Annotated in this window: 17 protein-coding genes; 3 read left to right on the forward strand and 14 right to left on the reverse strand. The window is 67.6% G+C overall.

Annotated elements, in window-relative coordinates:
- Nucleotides 1-350 precede the first annotated feature (350 nt).
- Nucleotides 351-1760 carry a purine-cytosine permease family protein gene (locus tag ACWDUN_RS06435; protein ID WP_449925982.1) on the forward strand — a complete coding sequence of 470 codons (1410 nt, stop codon included), beginning with the start codon at nucleotides 351-353 and terminating at the stop codon, nucleotides 1758-1760.
- Here ACWDUN_RS06435 and ACWDUN_RS06440 read toward each other — a convergent pair.
- The 5 genes from ACWDUN_RS06440 to ACWDUN_RS06460 all read right to left on the reverse strand — a co-directional run bounded on the left by ACWDUN_RS06440 (nucleotide 1741) and on the right by ACWDUN_RS06460 (nucleotide 6213).
- A complete protein-coding gene (locus ACWDUN_RS06440; RefSeq protein WP_449926331.1) occupies nucleotides 1741-2868 on the reverse strand; it encodes an epoxide hydrolase family protein in 1128 nt (375 codons plus the stop codon). The two genes, ACWDUN_RS06435 and ACWDUN_RS06440, sit on opposite strands and share 20 nt — an antisense overlap.
- Nucleotides 2869-2896: 28 nt before the next feature.
- Nucleotides 2897-4369, reverse strand: a complete 1473-nt coding sequence (locus ACWDUN_RS06445) for an adenylate/guanylate cyclase domain-containing protein (protein WP_449925985.1) — start codon at nucleotides 4367-4369, stop codon at nucleotides 2897-2899.
- Nucleotides 4370-4382: 13 nt separating this feature from the next.
- Nucleotides 4383-4988 (reverse strand): hypothetical protein, encoded by a 606-nt coding sequence (locus ACWDUN_RS06450; RefSeq protein ID WP_449925987.1) that lies wholly within the window; start codon nucleotides 4986-4988, stop codon nucleotides 4383-4385.
- 74 nt (nucleotides 4989-5062) lie between these two features.
- Nucleotides 5063-5488 carry a tautomerase family protein gene (locus ACWDUN_RS06455; protein WP_449925990.1) on the reverse strand — a complete coding sequence of 142 codons (426 nt, stop codon included), beginning with the start codon at nucleotides 5486-5488 and terminating at the stop codon, nucleotides 5063-5065.
- Between the two features lie 23 nt (nucleotides 5489-5511).
- Nucleotides 5512-6213 carry an SDR family oxidoreductase gene (locus tag ACWDUN_RS06460; RefSeq protein ID WP_449925992.1) on the reverse strand — a complete coding sequence of 234 codons (702 nt, stop codon included), beginning with the start codon at nucleotides 6211-6213 and terminating at the stop codon, nucleotides 5512-5514.
- A 96-nt stretch (nucleotides 6214-6309) separates the two neighbouring features.
- On the opposite strand from ACWDUN_RS06460, the gene ACWDUN_RS06465 reads away from it, so the two are divergent.
- Nucleotides 6310-6786 carry a winged helix-turn-helix transcriptional regulator gene (locus tag ACWDUN_RS06465; RefSeq protein ID WP_449926334.1) on the forward strand — a complete coding sequence of 159 codons (477 nt, stop codon included), beginning with the start codon at nucleotides 6310-6312 and terminating at the stop codon, nucleotides 6784-6786.
- Between the two features lie 9 nt (nucleotides 6787-6795).
- Nucleotides 6796-8373, forward strand: a complete 1578-nt coding sequence (locus ACWDUN_RS06470; protein ID WP_449925995.1) for a hypothetical protein — start codon at nucleotides 6796-6798, stop codon at nucleotides 8371-8373.
- A gap of 4 nt (nucleotides 8374-8377) precedes the next feature.
- Here the strand turns inward: ACWDUN_RS06470 and ACWDUN_RS06475 are convergent, their stop codons facing one another.
- The 9 genes from ACWDUN_RS06475 to allB form a co-directional block, all read right to left on the reverse strand.
- On the reverse strand, nucleotides 8378-9256 hold the full coding sequence (locus ACWDUN_RS06475; RefSeq protein ID WP_449925998.1) for a universal stress protein: 879 nt from the start codon (nucleotides 9254-9256) through the stop codon (nucleotides 8378-8380).
- A 79-nt stretch (nucleotides 9257-9335) separates the two neighbouring features.
- The gene (locus ACWDUN_RS06480; protein WP_449926001.1) at nucleotides 9336-11054 is read right to left on the reverse strand and encodes a sensor histidine kinase; all 1719 of its coding nucleotides are present in this window, start codon (nucleotides 11052-11054) and stop codon (nucleotides 9336-9338) included.
- Nucleotides 11051-12283: an MFS transporter gene (locus ACWDUN_RS06485; RefSeq protein ID WP_449926337.1), complete on the reverse strand. Its 1233-nt coding sequence runs from the start codon at nucleotides 12281-12283 to the stop codon at nucleotides 11051-11053. The genes ACWDUN_RS06480 and ACWDUN_RS06485 overlap by 4 nt, the downstream gene beginning before the upstream one ends.
- Before the next feature lie 81 nt (nucleotides 12284-12364).
- Entirely contained in the window at nucleotides 12365-12808 is a 444-nt protein-coding gene (locus ACWDUN_RS06490) for an SRPBCC family protein (RefSeq protein WP_449926003.1), read from the reverse strand.
- A gap of 34 nt (nucleotides 12809-12842) precedes the next feature.
- Nucleotides 12843-13214, reverse strand: coding sequence for a hypothetical protein (locus tag ACWDUN_RS06495; protein ID WP_449926006.1), 372 nt, complete (start codon nucleotides 13212-13214; stop codon nucleotides 12843-12845).
- 8 nt (nucleotides 13215-13222) lie between these two features.
- Complete coding sequence (locus tag ACWDUN_RS06500) at nucleotides 13223-14251, reverse strand: nitronate monooxygenase (RefSeq protein WP_449926009.1); 1029 nt, start codon at nucleotides 14249-14251, stop codon at nucleotides 13223-13225.
- 133 nt (nucleotides 14252-14384) lie between these two features.
- Nucleotides 14385-15077, reverse strand: coding sequence for a cutinase family protein (locus ACWDUN_RS06505; protein ID WP_449926012.1), 693 nt, complete (start codon nucleotides 15075-15077; stop codon nucleotides 14385-14387).
- 169 nt (nucleotides 15078-15246) lie between these two features.
- Nucleotides 15247-16869, reverse strand: coding sequence for an alkaline phosphatase D family protein (locus ACWDUN_RS06510; protein WP_449926015.1), 1623 nt, complete (start codon nucleotides 16867-16869; stop codon nucleotides 15247-15249).
- A gap of 44 nt (nucleotides 16870-16913) precedes the next feature.
- Nucleotides 16914-18281, reverse strand: a complete 1368-nt coding sequence (allB, locus tag ACWDUN_RS06515; protein WP_449926018.1) for an allantoinase AllB — start codon at nucleotides 18279-18281, stop codon at nucleotides 16914-16916.
- Nucleotides 18282-18428: the final 147 nt, after the last annotated feature.

Raw genomic sequence — 18428 nt, forward strand, 5'->3', positions numbered from 1 at the left:
GCGTCGGCGACCGCGACATAGTCGTCGAAGCGCTTGACGACGTGGTCGATCTCGATGACGGGCCGGCCCTTTCGTAGGGCCGCCCCGCCCTCGCCGGTTGCGGGGTCCGCGGCGGTGGTGTCTGTACCGGACAGGACTGGGCCTCCTCAGCATTGCGGTCGGTGCATCAACAATCGCCGATCGAAACGACCTTCGCAAGCGATTCCGCAACGAATTTACATTCCGACAATGGAATCCATAGGTTCATTGGCGGAAGAAGGCAGATTCCGCTGCGCCGACGGGCGAGCCGCCATCCCGGTCGTGCGCGGGTGGCCGCCGGAACACCACGTGCGGCGTGGTCGAATGTTCCCATGACCGGCAGCGCCACAGGGGCCACTCCGACAACGAATCGATCACTGACCTCGCCGTCGTTCGCCGGCCGGTCACCCCGCGGCGCCGGCGATCTGACGGTGGAGACGCACGGTATCGCACCCGTGGCGCCCGACAAGAGATATGGAACCCCGGGCCGGTTGTTCACGGTGTGGTTCGCCCCGCAGGTCAACATGACCGGTGTTTTCACCGGCACGCTGGCCATCCTGCTGGGGCTGGGCTTCTGGCTGGGCCTGCTGGCCATGGTGATCGGCACGGTGCTGGGCGGTGTGGTGGTGGCCTACCTGTCCACCTGGGGCCCGCGCACCGGAGCCGCGCAATTACCGGCCGCGCGGATGGCCTTCGGATCGGGGGTTGCGCTCCCCGCGGCCCTGCAGTGGCTGTCGTCCATCGCCTGGGATGCACTGGTCGGACTGTTCGGCGGTCAGGCACTGGCCCTGCTGCTGGACATCCCGTTCTGGATCGCGGTGCTGATCGTGCTCGGTGTGCAGGGCGCGGTCGGTTTCGTCGGCTACGAGTTGATCCACCGCCTACAGGCCGTGCTCACCGTCGTGCTGTTCGTGACGTTCGTGGTGTTCGCGATCAACCTGGTGCAGGGCCATCAGATCGTCACACCGGCGACGCTGACGGGAGCCGACCTCGTCGGCGCCTTCGTCATGGAGGTGACCATCGCGCTGAGCCTGACCATCTCGTGGGCCAGTTATGCCGCCGACTTCAGCCGTTACCTGCCGGTGGAGTCGTCCAACGTGCGGGTGTTCGGCTTCACCTTCGCCGGCATCGTGCTGGCCTATGTCCTGGTGCAGGGGATCGGTATCGCGGCGGCCGGTGTGCTCGGCGACCACACCGCCGAGGGTGTCCGCGACGTGATGGGCGGCGGCGCACTGGGCGCGGCGGCGCTGCTGGTCATTGCGCTGGCCTCGGTCGGTTCGGGGGTGATGAACGACTACAGCGGGTCACTGGCGCTGCAGACGATGGGCGTGCGGTTGCGCCGACCGGTGTCCGCGGTTCTGGTCACCGTGCTCGCGTTCTTCCTCATCCTGTGGCTGCACGCGGCCGACACCGCGACCCGATTCCTGGATGTGCTGTTGCTCATCGGGTACTGGATCCCGGCGTTCGTCGCGGTCATCGTCATCGACTGGGCACTGCGCACCCGCAGGGCGGGCACCGCCGTCGACGTGGCGGGGGCGGTCACCGCCCGTCGCGACACCGTGGCCGCGCTGGTGGTCTTCGTGCTGTCCTACGCCGCGGCGATGCCGTTCATGAACACCACCTTGATCAAGGGGGCGGTGGCCTCGGCATGGCACGGCGCCGATATCGCCTACTTCGTGAACTTCGTTGTGGCCGCCGGGCTTTACGGCGGTTACCGGTATGTCAGCCGCGCACGGTCCTGAAGAAGGCCCGGATGTCGTCGACCAGCAGTTCGGGCTGTTCGAAGGCGGCGAAATGGCCGCCGCGCGGCATCGTCGTCCACTGGGTGATGTTGTAGTGCGCCTCGCACCAGGGCCGCGGTGAGCGCAGGATCTCCGCGGGGAACGCCGCGACTCCGGTGGGCAATCGGACGGGATCGGGTTTTCCGAACGCGTTGAAGCTCTCCCAGTACAACCGAGCCGAGGACGTTCCGGATCTCGTCACCCAGTACAGCATCACGTTGTCCAGCAGTTCGTCGCGGCCGAACACATTCTCCGGATGCCCGTCGCAGTCGCTCCAGGACCAGAACTTCTCCACGATCCAGGCCAGCAGGGCGACGGGGGAGTCGACCAGCCCGTAGCCGATGGTCTGTGGGCGCGTCGACTGCTGCTTGGAGTAGCCGGCCTCCCACTTCTGGTAGTGCTTCAGCGCCGCGAAGGCCCGCTGGTCCTCGTCGGTGGGGTTCTTCATCGCGGTCTCGGTGGGCTGCCCGATCGCCATGTTGGTGTGGATGGCGATGCAGCCGAGTTCGTTTCGGCCGATCTGGGTGGTGACGGCAGCGCCCCAGTCGCCGCCTTGGGCACCGTAGTGCCGGTATCCCAGCCGTTGCATCAGGGTGTCCCAGGCCGCAGCGATGCGTTCGATGCCCCAGCCCGTCGTGGTCGGTTTGCCGGAAAATCCGTAGCCCGGCAACGAGGGGCAGACCACGTGGAAGGCGTCCTCGGCGCGACCGCCGTGGGCGGTGGGATCGGTGAGCGGTTCGATGATCTTGCCGAACTCGACGACCGACCCGGGCCAGCCGTGGGTGATGACCAGCGGCAGGGCGTCGGGATGCGGCGAGCGCTGGTGGATGAAGTGGATGTCGAGATCGTCGATGGCCGTCGTGAAATGCGCGAAACGGTTCAACAGTGTCTCGCGCGCCCGCCAGTCATAGTCCTCGGCCCAGTAGGCGGCCAGTTCGCGGGTGTAGTCCAGCGGGATGCCCTGGCTCCAGTCGTCGACGGGTTCGGCCTCCGGCCAGCGGGTGGTGCGCAGACGCCTGCGCAGATCCTCGAGATCCTCGTCGGCGACGGCGATGCGAAACGGGCGGATCTCGGGCGTGCTCGAAGCGGTCACGATCTCATCGTGGCACGTACAGCCGGGTGGGTTCGGAACGTCCGCGCAGTGTCACGGTGCCGTGTTCGATCCAGCGCTGCGCCTCCGGGCCGGCGCCGTCGACGGCCGCCCCTGCGCAGGCGACCCGTCCCGGCAGTGTCTTGGCCGTATCGGCCAGCCGCGCCGCCTCGTTGACCGGGTCACCGATCACGGTGTATTCGTAGCGATTCGCCGCGCCGATGTTACCCGCGAACACCGATCCGGCCGACACGCCGATACCGAAGTCGGTGACCGCGCGCAGATCCGAACCGAGAGCGCGCGCCGTCGCCAGTGCCTGTCGCACGGCGTCCTGCGCCGCGATCGGCGCACCGAACACCGCCAACGCGGCATCGCCCTGGAACTTGTTGATCAGACCGTGGTGTTCGTCGACGGCTGCCACGACGATGCGGAAGAACTCGTTGAGCACGGCGGCGACATCCTGCGGCGAATGATGCATCGCCAGTTGCGTAGACCCGGTCACGTCGACGAACAACACCGCGACCTCGCGCACCTCGCCGTTCAGCGCGGCATCGGAGACCGCGCCGTCGGATTCGATCGCCAGCCGCACCACCTCGTCGCCCACATGCCTGCCGAACAGGTCACGCAGTCGGTCCCGCTCCTGCAGCCCGGCCACCATCTTGTTGAATCCGCGTTGTAGCCGCCCGATCTCGGACTGCTCGTATTCGGCGACGCGGACGGCGAGCCGACCCTTCTCGACATCGGCCATCGCGGTGACGATCTCGCGGAGCGGGTCGGATATCGACAGCGATACCAGTATCAGCGTGCGCAGCCCCAGGAACACCGCGACCAGCGCCAGCAGCAGCACCGGTACGTCGATCGATGCGCCCGTGGGCAGCAGCCATCCGTTCATCCGGCACAGGACCAGGACGGCGATCGTCGCGCTGGGCAGCGCCGTGGTCAGCGTCCACATCAACACCAGCCGCGCGGTGACACCCGGTGCGGTGATGCGGTTGTCGAACTCGCGGGTGGCCGCAGCCACCACCGGACGGATGACCCGTTGCGTGAACAGCAGGCTGCTGCTGACCGTGGCCGTCCCACCGAACACGACGGTCAGCGACATCAGGGCCACCAGCGGTGTGCCGATGTCGCGGTTGACGATCAGGAACGCGGCACCGCTGACCAGCCACACCGCAAGCAGCAGAACCGACTGCGATCTGATGATGTTGATGGCGGCGCGCCGCTGCGCATCATCGGGTTCGGCGCCGGCCTCGAACCAGCGCACCGAGGGCGCCATGATGCGGTAGCCGCCGTAGCCGATCACGCTGGTGCTCACTGCGATCAGCACGATCACCGAGATCAGATTGGCGCTGGTCAGCAGCGATTCGGTTCCCACCAGTGTCTGGCGGCGCAGCGAGCCGAGCACACCGACCAACTCGGCGGCGGTCAGCAGATGGGCCGAGACCAATCCGGCGCAGTAGCGGAAGGTTCTGTGTTCCAACGCATCCGACCGCTCAGCGCGGAACATCGGTATAGACCGGGGTGTAGCCGTCGGCCGAGAAGGTGAATCCCTTGGCGCTCGTCTCGCTGCCGCACGAGATTCCGGTGGCCTCCTGCACATTGCAACGGAACCCGGCAACCATCAACACCTGGCCGAACGGCAGGGTGACGGGTGGGCCGGGGGTCACGGTGTAGACGTCGGCGTCGGTGTCGACGAACTGCACGTCACCGTGCCGATCGATCAGGACGGTGTTCGGGGCGGTCGGCGTGCCGTCGAGGCCCGGTACCGAAGTCGGCGCGCCGGTGATGGCCAGCGCCGCCGAGTTCGTCGGCCGACAACCCGCGGAGGTGTGCGGGATGATGACGCACTGCCACCGGCCGCTGGGGCTGGTGAAGTGATATCCCTTGCGGCCTTCCGCCGGCACGTAGAACTCGGCGGCGTCGGCCAGCAGATGGTTGCTGTCATGGGCCGGTAGTTGCGGTGCCGCCGACGCCTTTTCCGGCGGCGTCCACGGCTCACCGGTATTGACGACGGTGGGGGAGCCGCAGCCGGCGACCAGCAGCGTCAGTCCGCCGGCGCCGACGGCCTGCCGGACGCGGTGATGGTTGTGCCGGGCCATCGGCTCAGCGTAAGGCCCGCTGCGGGTCGGGGCGGCGAGCACCCGCACGTGTCCGCGGGTCGCCGGCCGTGCGTTCAGTACGCCGACGCGATATTGGTGCGAGCCCAGTCGCGCTCGGCCTCCGACGCCGCCGGTGGCGGGATCAGGCCGTTGATCATCCAGAGTTCCTCGCTGGTCTCGTCGACGTGGAACTCCCAGTGCATGCCCTCGTGCCTGTCGACGAAGGGCGCCAGGATCGCCTTGATCCAGCCGGTGGTGCGGCGCCTGCCCGCGGTGTCGGTGCTGCGCCGGGCGATGTGCTCGATGACGACGCGGACGCCGACGGGGGCGGGTTCCCCGCCGACGTAGAGGTCCTGCGGCGCGGTCTCGTTGAACACGACGACCACGTAGAAGCGGGGCAGGCCCACGCCCGCGTAGTGGTCGGTGACCCGGGTGGCCAGGGCGCGCTTGTCGGCCTCGGTGAAGACGCCGGGCGTGTGGTGAATGGTCCACAGCGGCATGATCGGTTCCTCTCTGCGCGGTGTCAGTGCGCCTGATCGAAGGTCAGCGCCTCGACCGGGCCGGACAGCGCGGCCTTGACCGCGACGGTGGCATCGTCGACGAGCACCTCGTGGGCACCGGCTTCCAGCGCGTCCACGACGGTCTTGGCCACGGTCTGCGGGGATGTCTTGGGTAGCGCGACATCGGCGACCATCTCGGTGTCGATGAAACCGACATGCACGCCCAGCACCTGGGTGTGCTGTGGTGCGAGTTCGACGCGCAGGGAGTTGGTCAGCGACCAGATCGCGGCCTTGGAGGCACCGTAGGCGCCGGCGCCGGCCAACCAGGACAGCACCGAGTGGACGTTCACCACGGCGCCGCCACCCCGGGCGGCCAGGATGGGCGCGAATGCACGGGTGACCCGCAGCGGTCCGAGGGCGTTGATGTCGAAGGTGGTCGCGACATCGTCGAGGGAACCGGTGAGCAGTGCACCGGGCAGCAGGATCCCGGCGTTGTTGATGACGATGTCGACATCGGGTGCGGCGGCGGCCAGTGCCGTGACCGAGGCGTCGTCGCGCACCTCCAGCGGAAGGGTCACGACCTCGGCGCGGGTGTCGGGGTACTGCTCGCGCGCGGTCGCGTACACCTTGGCCGCGCCGCGCGCGAGCACCTCGTCGACCAGCGCCGACCCCAGGCCCCGCCGGCCCCCGGTCACCAGGACCACTTTGCCACCGACTGCCACCATTTCGAACCTCCCACACTTGACTAACGACTTCGTTATCCAGATCGTAGAGCGATCTTCTGGGTAATGCAAACGTTAGTTACACTGGAGGACATGGCGATGACCTTCGAACGCCGACTCCGCGACCGCAGCCGCTGGACCATCGGTGACAACTGCTCGGCGGCCAAGGTGCTCGACCTGCTGAGCACCAAGACGGTGTTCCTCACCGTTCGCGAGTGCTTCTACGGCACAACACGGTTCGAAGACTTCGTGGAGCGCGTCGGCGCGTCGGCGCCTGCGGTCTCGCGCGCCCTCAAGCAACTGGAGAGCGCCGAGATCGTTGTCCGGGTGCCCTATCGCGAACCTGGCAGCCGAGCCCGCGACGAGTATCGCCTCACACCGGCCGGCCAGGACCTGCTGCCGGTGTTCCTGTCCCTCGTGCAATGGGGCGACCGGTACCTGCAGAACGGCAAGCCGCCGCTGTCGTTCCGCGACCCCGGCGGCAGGCCGGTCGGTGTGCGGGTGACCGCCGACACCGAGGAGCCCGACGTGCGTGCCGACGATATCGAGATCCGCTACACCGGCGGGCGCGGATAAGCTGCACCGGTGAACGCTCAAACGCGGGGCCCGTTCTCGGTTTTCGCGACGCTCTACACCGTCGCCATGCTGCTGGAGCTCGCCGAGCGGTGGCAAACCCCCTGGTTCACCGGCGCTTTCGCGATCCTGGCCACCATCTTCGTCGTCACCGGCATCACCCGCGCGAAGTTCCTCGTCCTGCTGACGGTGGTCACCGGATACGTTGCCGTCGCCGAATTCCCCGAGGTGGCCAACCACGTCAATCTCATGTTGTGCCTCAACGTGGCGATGATCGGGGTACTCGGGTTCTCTCTGATCCGACATCGCACCACGCCCGATGACGATTACGCGGCAATCGCCCCCATCCTGCGCATAAGCCTCATCCTGATCTACGCCCTGGCCGGCTTCCACAAACTCAACACCGACTATCTCGACATCGCAGCCTCTTGCGCCGCCGGGATTTTCACCTCGGTCATCCGTGCGCTGCAGACCAGTCTGCTCGGCATCCCGCTGGTCGTGCCGCTGGCGGTGACCGCAGGGATCCTCGGCTATCGACTCTCCCGCCGCGGACGGTTCGGTAGGCCGGAGCACCTGCGGTTCACGATCACGGTCACCGCCATCGGACTGGCCGGACTCACGGTGATGGCGGTGGTGCTGCTCTACGAACGACTGGGCCCCCTGATCACCACGATCGGCCTGATCGCCGCCGTCGCCGTGCTGGGTTGGGAACTGGTGGGCGGATTCCTGCTGTCGGTGCCGCGCCTGCAGGCCGCAATCGTCGTCTTCTCCCTGACCATGCACGCGACGCTGGCCCTGATCGGCTTCGTGGATTTCGGTGCCCTGGCCGTTGCACTGCTGTTCGCCTTCGTCCCCGACGGTTATCGGCAACTCCTCATCGAAGGCACGGCCCGCCTGGGCCGATATGCGATACCACGGACACTCTGTTACGTCCTGGCAGCCGTGGCCATCGCGCTGCTGTCGGGAGTGCACACGCACCTGCACCGCATCCCGGAGTGGACGCTGATCTCCGGGTTGATGCTCGACGCCGCACTGCTGCTGCTCATCTGGCCGCTGCTCGCTACGGCGTTCTCATCGCCGCCGCGGCCGCACTGGTCGGGCGTGCGCATCCTCGACAAGCGGACCCCGATAGCGCTGTACCTGGTACCGGTGTTGTTGGTGTTCATCGGGCTGACGCCGTATCTGGGCCTGCGTACCGCGGGCAACTTCTCGATGTTCAGCAATCTGCGGACCGAGGGGGAGCAGTCCAACCACCTGCTGCTGGGCAGCAACCCCCTCAAGATCTGGGGTTACCAGGAAGATGTCGTGTGGATCATCGACATCGATGACCGCTACGGCCGCGTGATCCACCACTACGACCGCGGACCGCGCGGTTTCGCGCTCCCGGTGGTCGAGTTCCGCAAATGGATCCACGAATGGGACAAAGCCGGTTACCGCGTTCCGTTGACGTACGGATACAACGGCTTTCGCCATACGACCGACGATATCGTCAGCGATCCCGCCTGGCGGACCGAGCGACGCACCCCGGGGATGGTGTTGTTGGACTTCCGGGTCATCCAACCCGGCTCACCGAACTACTGCCGGTGGTGACCGATCAGTCCTTGCGCACCACGATGACCGGGGCGTGCGAGAGCTGAGCCACGGTGGAGGCCACCGATCCCAGCACCAGACCGGCGAATCCGCCTCTGCCACGGCTACCGACGACGACGAGCTGTGCCCTGCGTGACTCCTCTGCCAGCCAATGACCAGGGCGATCCCGCACCAGGCGCGCCTCCACGCGCACGTCGGGGAACCTCTCCTGCCACGCGGCGAGCCGCTCGGCCAGTGCTGCCCGGGCCTGTTCCTCGTAGATCGACCAGTCCATGGTGTACATCGGCAAGATGCCTGCGTCGCTCCAGGCATGAACTGCCACCAGGTCCGCGCCCCGCAGGGCTGCCTCTTCGAAGGCCACCTGGGTCGCGGCATCCGAAGCCGGTGATCCGTCGACGCCCAGCACGATCGGTGCCGTGTCGTCGATGGCATCGGCGGGGTGCACGACGACGACCGGACAACGCGCATGGTGCAACAGTCCGGCAGCCACCGAGCCCAGCGGCAACCGGTTGTGACCGCCGGTGCCGCGGTTACCCACCACCAGCAGCGTGGCCTGCCTGGACGCTTCGGCAAGGGTGCCCACCACCGGCGACGGCCGCGACTCGACCCGCACACCGGCCTCATGGGCGCCGCCGACAGCGGCGTCGAAGGTCTGCTTCGCCCGCTCGAGCACCGTCCGCGATGAATCCTCCTGCAGTTCAGCCAGATCGGACTCCCCAGACGCCGAGGCCCAGGTGGTGATGACCGGTGCCGAAACGTGCAGCAGGGTCACCGGCGTGGCTCTGAGCAGCGCTTCTCGCGCCGCCCAGGCGATGGCGGCGTCCGAACCCGGCGATCCATCGACGGCCACCAGGATTCCGAGGTGCTCTGCTGTGCCGGACATATGAGATTCCTCCTTGATCGACCCATCACCCACCGTAGTCACTGTGCGAGGACGCGGGCAGGGACTTAGGTCACCGCTGTCAAGGCAGCGGCGCCGACCATTGCAGGACGGTGCCGGCGCGCGGGCCCGGCCCGATGGTCAACGTGCCGGCCATATCGTCGGCGCGTCGGCGCAGATTGACCAGACCGCTCTCGGTCACGTTGTCGGGGACACCGCACCCGTTGTCGGTGACGGTGATGCGCAGATCGTCGTCCACCCGGATGACCACCGCCAGTTCCGTTGCCCCGGAATGACGTACGGCATTGCTCACCGCCTCTCGCACGACCGCCTCCGCATGCTCGGCCAGTCCCGCCTCGACGACCGAGAGTGGCCCGACGAACTGCACGCTCGTGCGCAGACCCGCGGTGGCGAACTGGTCGACCGCGTCCTGCAGTCGCTGCCGTAATCGGGTCGCGCCCGAATTGCCGCCGTGCAGGTCGAAGATGGCGGTGCGGATCTCCTGGATGACCTCCTGCAGATCGTCCACGGACGCCGAGAGTCGTTGCTGGACATCATCGGAACGCGCACGCGCCACCGTTCCCTGCAGCGAGAGCCCGATGGCGAAGAGTCGCTGGATCACATGGTCGTGCAGATCGCGGGCGATCCGGTCGCGATCTGCCAGCACGTCGAGTTCGCGCATCTGGCGCTGCGTGGTGGCCAGCTGCCAGGCCAACGCGGCCTGGTCGGCGAACGAGGCCGTCATGTCGAGTTGTTCGGCCGTGAACGGCCGTGCACCGACGCGGCGCAGTGTCACCAGCACACCGGCCATCGATCCGGCAGCTCGCAGCGGGACGATCAGTGCGGGACCGCACCGGTCCAGTACGCCGGCGGGCACGTCGAGAGCATCACAGCGCTGCGGTAGCTGCTCACGCAATGTGCGGCCGAGGAGCGAATCGGGAAGCGGGATCGGTGGCAGGGAGTCGACGGGCGCCGCTTCGGCACCCACGATCTCGGTGATCACGAGCTCGTCCGGCGGCTCGTCCCCGTCGCTGTCGGTGGGCACCGCGACGAAGGCCACGTCGGCACCGGTGAGCTTGCGGGTCTGCTCGGCGATGTGGCCGAAGACGCCGGCGGGATCGGTACCCGACAGCAGTTCGGTGGCGATGTCTCGGGTCGCCTCGATCCACGACTGGCGGGCGCGGGCCTGCTCATAGAGTCGCGCATTGTCGATGGCGATGCCGGCCGCCGCGGCCAGCGCCTGCGCCAGCACCTCGTCGTCCTCGCTGAACGGTCCACCGGAATTCTTCTCGGTGAGATACAGGTTGCCGAACACCTCGTCGCGGATGCGCACCGGCACACCGAGAAATGTCCGCATCGGCGGATGATTCGGCGGAAAGCCGACCGATGCCGGGTGATCGGTGATGTTGTCGAGTCTGATCGGTGCGGGTTCGTCGATGAGCAACCCGAGCACACCGCGCCCCTGCGGCAGCGGCCCGATCAGTTCCCGGGTGGCGGAGTCGATGCCCTCGTAGACGAACTCGACCAATTCATGGCTGTCATCGTCGCCTCGTACACCGAGCGCTCCGTAGCGCGCGTCGATCAGTTCGATCGCGGTGTGCACGATGGTGCGCAGCGTGACGTCGAGATCGAGCCCGGCGGTGACCGCAAGCATGGCCTCGACGAGCCCGTCGATGCGGTTTCCGCCCTCGACGATCTGCTCGACGCGGTCCTGGACCTCGCTCAGCAGCTCGCGCAGACGCAACTGTGACAGCGTCTCCCGCAGTGGGCGCACGCCGTCGGTCGCGTCAGCGTCGGTCACCCGATCATTGTGTCATCGCGGGTCTGCGCCACGGCCGACCGTCGCCCCAACAGCAGGAACAATGCACCGCCGACGAACGCCGCCGCGCCGCTGAAGACCAGGAATCCGTCGAAGCTGTCACTGGCCCGCAACGTGCGGCTGAGGATGAAGGCACCCAGGGCAGAGGACACCCCGATGGCGGCCGACAGGATGCTCAGCACGGTGCTGTACAGGGTCAGGTCGAAGCGGCGTGCCACCAGATAGGCGATGACATCACCCTCGGCGCCCCAGGCCGCTCCCAGACAGCACACCGCCAGTACCAGGACCGTGAAGCTGCTCCACGGTGAGGCCAGCAGCAGGCAGCCCAGACCGGGGAGTGCCATCGCCACGGCGGCGACCAGCTGGGCGGGAAGGCGGTCCAGCGCGATACCGCAGACGAACCGCCCCACGATGACGGCGCCGGCGAAAATCGAGATGAGCAGCGATATCTGGCCGCCGGCACCGTCGGTGCCGAGAGAGTCGCCGAGCACCACACCGAGCTGGCTGGTGGTCACCGTGTGGTAGAGGTTGCACAGCAGCACGCCGGCCAACAGGATCCAGAACACCGCCGTGCTCCCGATCTGGCGGTAGTCACCGGCGGTCTTGCCCTCGCCGCGGGCCCGACGCAGCGCGGCGGTGTCCGGGGGCGCGAGCAGCAGTGCCGCTGACCCGATCACGGCGATGGTCACCGCGATGACCACGCAGCCGACCCGCCAGCCGTAAGCCTCGTTGACCATCTCCAACAGCGGCGCCCCCACCGCCCCCAGCAGGGGAGGGCCCGAGATCGCAACGGCCAGCGCCAGGCCGCGGGCGTTGTCGAAACACGTTGCCACGATGCGGCTGTAGATGGCCGGTGTGGTGGTCACGCCCAGGGCGATCAGCACCACGTTGATGGCGAAGTACTGCCAGATGGGGCCCGACATCAGGGCGTAGGCACCCCAGCACAGGGGCAGCCCGATGACGCCGATCACGGCGATCCGGCGGACGCCGAACACATCGGTCAGGCGCCCGTAGATCGGCAAGAACACGAACGTCAGCAGGGTGATCACGCCGGTCAGGACGAAATCCGAGCGGTCCCAGCCGAACTCGTCGAGAAATTGCGGCGCCATCACCGCGTTGGTGTACGCGCTAAGACTCAGGCCGGCGCTCAGTCCGGCCGTCGCCGCGGCCAGCGGCTGCCAGTTCGCCCGCAGTTCGCCGAGATAGCTCATCGCACGCACGACCGCAGTGTCATGTCGACAGCCGCATCACGTCGTTCTGTCCATGGCGACGCTGCCGGCGTGACACTGTGATCAGTTCTGCTCGACGTAGGTCTTGATGCGACCGAGAGTCGTGGCCATATCCCGTTCGTTGCGCCGCTTGCGCAGGAACATCACGGCGTCGAGCAGCTTGGGCCCCGGCATGTGGAAGGACTCGGTCACCCGCGTCGCGTCTCCCTGTGCCTCGAACTCGTAATGCCAGTTGTTGACCGCGCGATCGCCGATGAGCACCTCGAACCCGAACTCCTCGCCGGGCGTGCAGGCGGTCACCCGACAGGTGGTCCAGTAGACGGGGCCGATCTCGTTGCGTTTGACGTGGCCGCGGAACCGGGCGCCGAGTTCGGGCCCGGTCACCCCGTCGAGCCACTCGGCGTCGAACGTCTCGGGGGAGAACTTGCCGGTGTTGCGGATATCGGCGACGACATTCCAGATGTCGAGCGCCGGCGCGTTGATCTGAACGGACGCTGAGGCATGCATTCCGTGACCTTAACCCGGCCTCTGGTACGCCGGGTCAGACATATCTGGTCAGCGCGGCGGCCTGGCGCCGCAGCTGTTCGGCCGCATCGGGACGGTTCAACCCGGCGTAGCGGTCGGCCTCGGCGGTGTACTCCGCGATCAGTTCGCTCAGCACCGATCGCGCGTCGGCGATCGACAGTTCCCGCCTCGGCACCTCGCCGGAGCCCAGTCCTGTTGTGGCGCCGGCGATCACGGATTCGTGGGCCATGGGACCGGCGGCCGGGTCGACCGCCTCGGCATTGTCGATCGCCGCGAGTCCGGAGCGCAGCGCGGCGACCGTCTCCGCGGCCCGCGACCTCATCGCGTCGACCAGGTCCTTGCGCATCGCATCGCGGACCGCGGTGACACCGCCGGACTCGTCAGACATGAGCGTGCTCAGCCCAAGCGGGCCAGGCCCGCCAGGATCGTCGAAGTCGACTCGTCACGGGCCTGACGGTACCCCGTGCCTGCCCACAGGTGAACGAGGTCGGCGTCGCCGGCCGCGGCGGCGGCCTTGCGCAGCGGGCTGGTCAGATGGTGCAGCGCCGGGTAACCCAGCGGCGCCGCGGCCTCGAATCGGTCGATGAACCCGTTGCGCAGTCCGCGTGCGGGACGGCCGGTGAAGACCCGGGTGAGCACGGTTTCGGTGCGTGCGGGATCGATCAGCGCAGCCTTGTGGGTGGCCGATGCGGCGCTCTCGTCCGCGCGCAGCAGCACGGTGCCCACCGCCGCCGCGACGGCTCCGGCCCCGAGCACGCCCGACACCGCCTCGGGCGTGGCGATACCGCCGGCCGCGATGACCGGGATGCCGACGCCGGCGCTCACCTCGGCGATGAGGTCGGTGATGGGTACCGGCGCCGGCAGCCGATCCGGGGTGAACGTGCCCGAATGCCCGCCGGCGACGGCGGCTTGCACGGCCAGCATGTCCACTCCGGCCGCGGCCGCCGCCTGCGCCTCGGCCAGATTCGTCACCGTCTGCACCACGACGGTGCCCGCCTTCTGCAGGGCGGTGATGGCGTCGCGGCCGGGCAGTCCGAACGTGAAGCTGACGACGGGCACCGGATCGGAGACCAGCAGGTCGACCTTCGCGCCGAACGCGTCGTCATCGTCGACCGGTTCAGCGGGCAGGGTCAGGTCGTAGCGATCGGCCTCCTGCTGCACCGCCTGCGCATAGCGGCGGTAGGACGCCGTGTCGATCGGCACCGGATTCGGCACGAACACGTTGACCCCGAACGGGATCGAGGCCTCGCGGACCGTGGCGATCTCGGAGCGCAGCGCCTGCGGGGTCTTGTAGCCGGCCGCCAGAAATCCCAGCCCGCCTGCGCGCGCGGCCGCGATGACCATGGCTGCGGTGGTGGCCCCGCCGGCCATCGGCGCGGCGATCACCGGGACGTCGAGGCCCAGCGGGGTCAGGGGAGTGCTCATCGTTGCTCCTCGGGTCGGGGTGCTGTCCTCATCCCAACCGATTCTGCGCGCTGGGTGTTTCGGGCCGATAGGACGAGTTGCCTCCCTGTCAGGAGGCCGAGACTTCCAATGCGGCCCAGGATCCGTCGGACTGTCAGACCGGATTCGGCGAGGGCACTCTTAGCTTGCCGACCGTGAATGCGGCGGCCTGATCGGCCATCCCGTTGTGGGCGTACTGCTGATGGGGCGCGCTCGTCCCGGACGCCGGCGCACCGGAACAGACCGTATCGCCGGGGGCACACAGTTCCAGCGCCCGGTCCGCGAAGGCTGCTCCGACATCGATCACCGGCGTGCCGTACTTCACCGCCGACCAACCGGCCGGCATGCCGAACAGCACCACGGCCGCCACATTGTCGACCGCGTCGCCGGGGATCGGGGGCGGGGCAGCGATGCCTGCGGGCACCGCCCCGGAGGTGGCCAGCGCGGTCACCACCGCACCCTGTGAGTAGCCGCCGAGGACCATCCTGGTGTTCGGGCAGACGGTGGTGACCCCTTGGACGTGGGTCGTCTCATCGCGCACACCATCGACGACGTTCTGCGTGAACAGCGTTCCGCCGGTGAAATTGTTGCTGGCCGGATAGTTGACGGCGTGCACACCGACGGTTCGCGGAAACGCCTGCGCCCGAAGCGCATCGACGAAACGCTGCCCGACGCCGCCGACCCCCGGGGGTTCGGCGGTACCCCTGGCGAAAACGACCCCGATATCGGGACACGGTTGCGGCTGCGAGCCCGCCGTCGGAATCAGCACGGGAAGCGCCGCCAGTGCCAGCCCTGTCGCCGCCACCATGCGGCCCACCACTCGTAAACCGGTAGCCAATGTTCAAACCCCCACAAACGCTCTTACCCAGACTGTGACAGACCCCCGGCACGGGTGTCGGCATTTCCGTCGAGACCCGCCACCGTCGTGCTCATCGGGGCCGCCGAGCGGCGTGTTACACGATTGACCACGACCCAGGTCAGTCGGTCAGCGCGATCGTGGCGACGGCCGCCAGTTCACAATCGTCCTCGGGTTGTTCGAACACCACCCGCGCGGACCGTACGTCGATCTCCAGGGTCGCGATCGTGTTGCCGAAGAGCGGACCACTGAGGTTGCGCCATGACATCGGCAGGTCGGGTGCACCGTGGCGACGGGCCCAGCGGCGGGCGACGCGGGCCAGCCGCGGCGACCAGCTCAGCTTGAACGCCGGCTTGACGAAGAACGGGACATAGTTGTGCACGGGGGAGCAGACCAACTGGTGCACCCGGCCCGCGGAATCGGCCGGGAACTCGGCGCGCGCGGCATAGCTGTGATGTACGTCGCCGGAGAGCACGCTGACGGTCGCCGGGCCACGGTCGGGATTGCTTGCGGCCGCGATGATCAGTTCGCTGAGTCGCAGATAGGACTTCAGGAACGCCGGCCAATGCTCCAGATCCGCGGCCTGCCTGATCTTCTCGGCAACCTTGCCGCGTAGACCGGAGCGGTTGGCGGCGAACTCGTTGATCGTCTGGATGTCGCCGATCGCCGGCGGCAGGAGCCATGGCAGTGAAGACGCCAGAATCAGATGGTCCAGATCCTCGAGACCCTCATGGACATGCCGGTCGACCCAGGCGAACTCCTTGTCGCCCAGCATTTTCCGGCTACCGTCGTCCAGGATCCGAGAGTTGCGGGAATCGATCATCAGCAACCTGCTGCGGCCCAGATCCCAGCGGAAGCTGAAGCGCAGGCCTTTCTCGCCGTCGACCTCGCGGTCGGCACGGTCGGCGATATCGGCCAGCAGTGGCCAGCGGTCACCGTCGGCGGTCAGCACCTTCTGGTAGTCGGCGTCCTTGTCCAGCTGCTGCGGACTGAGGTTGCCGATGTGCTGATAGACCCAGTACGAGGCCAGACCGGCGCGGATCCGGTCACGCCACCACGGCTTCTGGTTGACCTCGGCACGCCAGGCCGCCGAGGTGTTCCAGTCGTCGCGGATGTCGTGGTCGTCGAAGATCATCGCGGTGGGCAGTGTCGACATCACCCAGCGGATCTCCGGGTCGCCCCAGGTGTGCCGGTACAGACCGACATACTCGTCGAAGCTGACGACCTCGTCGGGTGGGCGCTTCTTGTTGGTCCGCCGACCGGTCAGCCGCTGTCGCGCTTCGGGCGTCAACTCGTCGGCGTACACCTGATCACCGAGCAGAATCAGCACGTCGGGCCACTGTTCGGGTGGCTGGGTGGTCATCCGCTCGGCATAACAGTCCAGTGCGTCCTGACCGAGCTTCTCGTCGATCTTGGCGTCACCGGTCTTCGGGTATCGACAGGATCCGAAGATGACGCGCAGGTGTTCGGATGCCGCAGGCCCCCGCGTGCGGATGACGCTGGGGGGAAAGTCCGAATCCGGTTCCGGCCAGACCAGCGAGCCGTCGATGTGCACCTGGTACTCGGTGGTGGTGTCCGGGCTCAATCCCTGCACGGCCACCAACGCGTAGTGGTGACCCTGCACCTCAAAGGTGCGCGCCGAACACCCCAGTACGGTGACCTCGGCGGGTGCGTCGGTCTGCACCCACACCATCGCGGTGGTTTCGCCGACGTGGCGTAGGACCGGGCCCAGAACGAGAGTCACCGAGCCAGCCTATGCGGTCTCGACCGGGAGGCCGAGTCGGTGCGCTATACCCCGCCGCGGCGCAGCATCCGGCCCTGCGCGGTCTGGAAGTCGATCTTCTTGCCGCGCAACCAGGTACTCCGCACGACACCGGCGAGCGCGCGGCCGTCGTACGGGGTGATCGGGTTCTTGTGGTGCAGCTTGTGCGCGTCGACGACATGCGCGGAATCGGGTTCGAAGATCGCGAAATCGGCGTCGTATCCCAGCGCGATCTTGCCCTTGTTGTTCAGTCCGGCGAGTGCGGCGGGTTTGGCCGCCATCCACTCCAGCACCTGGGTGAGTTCGATACCGCGGCGCTTGGCCTCGGTCCAGATCAACGACAGGCCCAGCTGCAGCGACGCGACGCCGCCCCACGCGATACCGAAGTCGCCGTTCTCGACGTCTTTCAGGTCGATCGTCGATGGTGAGTGATCGGAGACGATGCAGTCGATCGTGCCGTCGAGCAGGCCCTGCCACAGCAGTTCCCGATTCGACGCCTCGCGGATCGGCGGGCAGCACTTGAACGCGGTCGCGCCGTTCGGGATCTCCTCGGCCAGCAAGGTCAAGTAGTGCGGGCAGGTCTCGACGGTGATCTTGACCCCGTCGCGCTTGGCGGTGGCCAGCATGGGCAGCGCGTCGGATGACGAGAGGTGCAGGATGTGCGCACGCACGCCGGTCCACCGGGCGCGCTCGATCACCTCTGCGATCGCCACGTTCTCAGCGCCGCGCGGCCGGGACGCGAGGAAGCGTTCGTACTTGTTGCCCTCGGCCGACGGCGCGCGGTCGATGGCGCGGGAGTCCTCGGCGTGCACGATCATCATGGAGTCGAAGCCGGCCAGCACGGCCATGTCCTTCTCCATCTCATCGGCGTCGAGATGGGGGAACTCGTCGACTCCCGAATGCAGCAGGAAGCACTTGAAGCCGAACACGCCATCGTCGTGCAGGGCGCGCAGGTCACCGGTATTGCCAGGGATGGCGCCGCCCCAGAAACCGACGTCGATGTGCGTCTTGCCCGATGCCGCCGCGCGCTTGGCGTCGAGCGCTTCGACGTTCACCGTCGGCGGAATCGAGTTGAGCGGCATGTCGATCAACGTGGTGACACCGCCGGCGGCCGCGGCGCGGGTGGCCGAGTCGAATCCCTCCCACTCGGTACGGCCGGGCTCGTTGACGTGCACATGGGTGTCGACCAGGCCGGGGATCATCACCTGTTCGGCGCTGAGCTCGATGATCTCGGTGCCGGTCAGGTTGCTGCCGAGCGGCTCGATCGCGACGACGCGGCCGTCGCGGATGCCGATCTCGCGGGCGACGATTCCCGCTGTCGTCAGCGTGCGTTCGCCGCGGACCACCAGGTCGAAATCGTGTCGGCTCGACTGCTCGGGGGAGTCAGCGGTCATGGGCGGCGTCTCCGTCGGTAGCGATTCCTCATCGTGGAACTAAAACTCCACTTTCCAAGAAACTGTAGGTGTGAGCACGGGCACAGTCAATCGATGGAAAGGCTTGACAGCCGGTGCCCGAATGCGCGTTACTTACCCAACGTGTGG

This window comes from Mycobacterium sp. NPDC003323, from assembly GCF_053589535.1.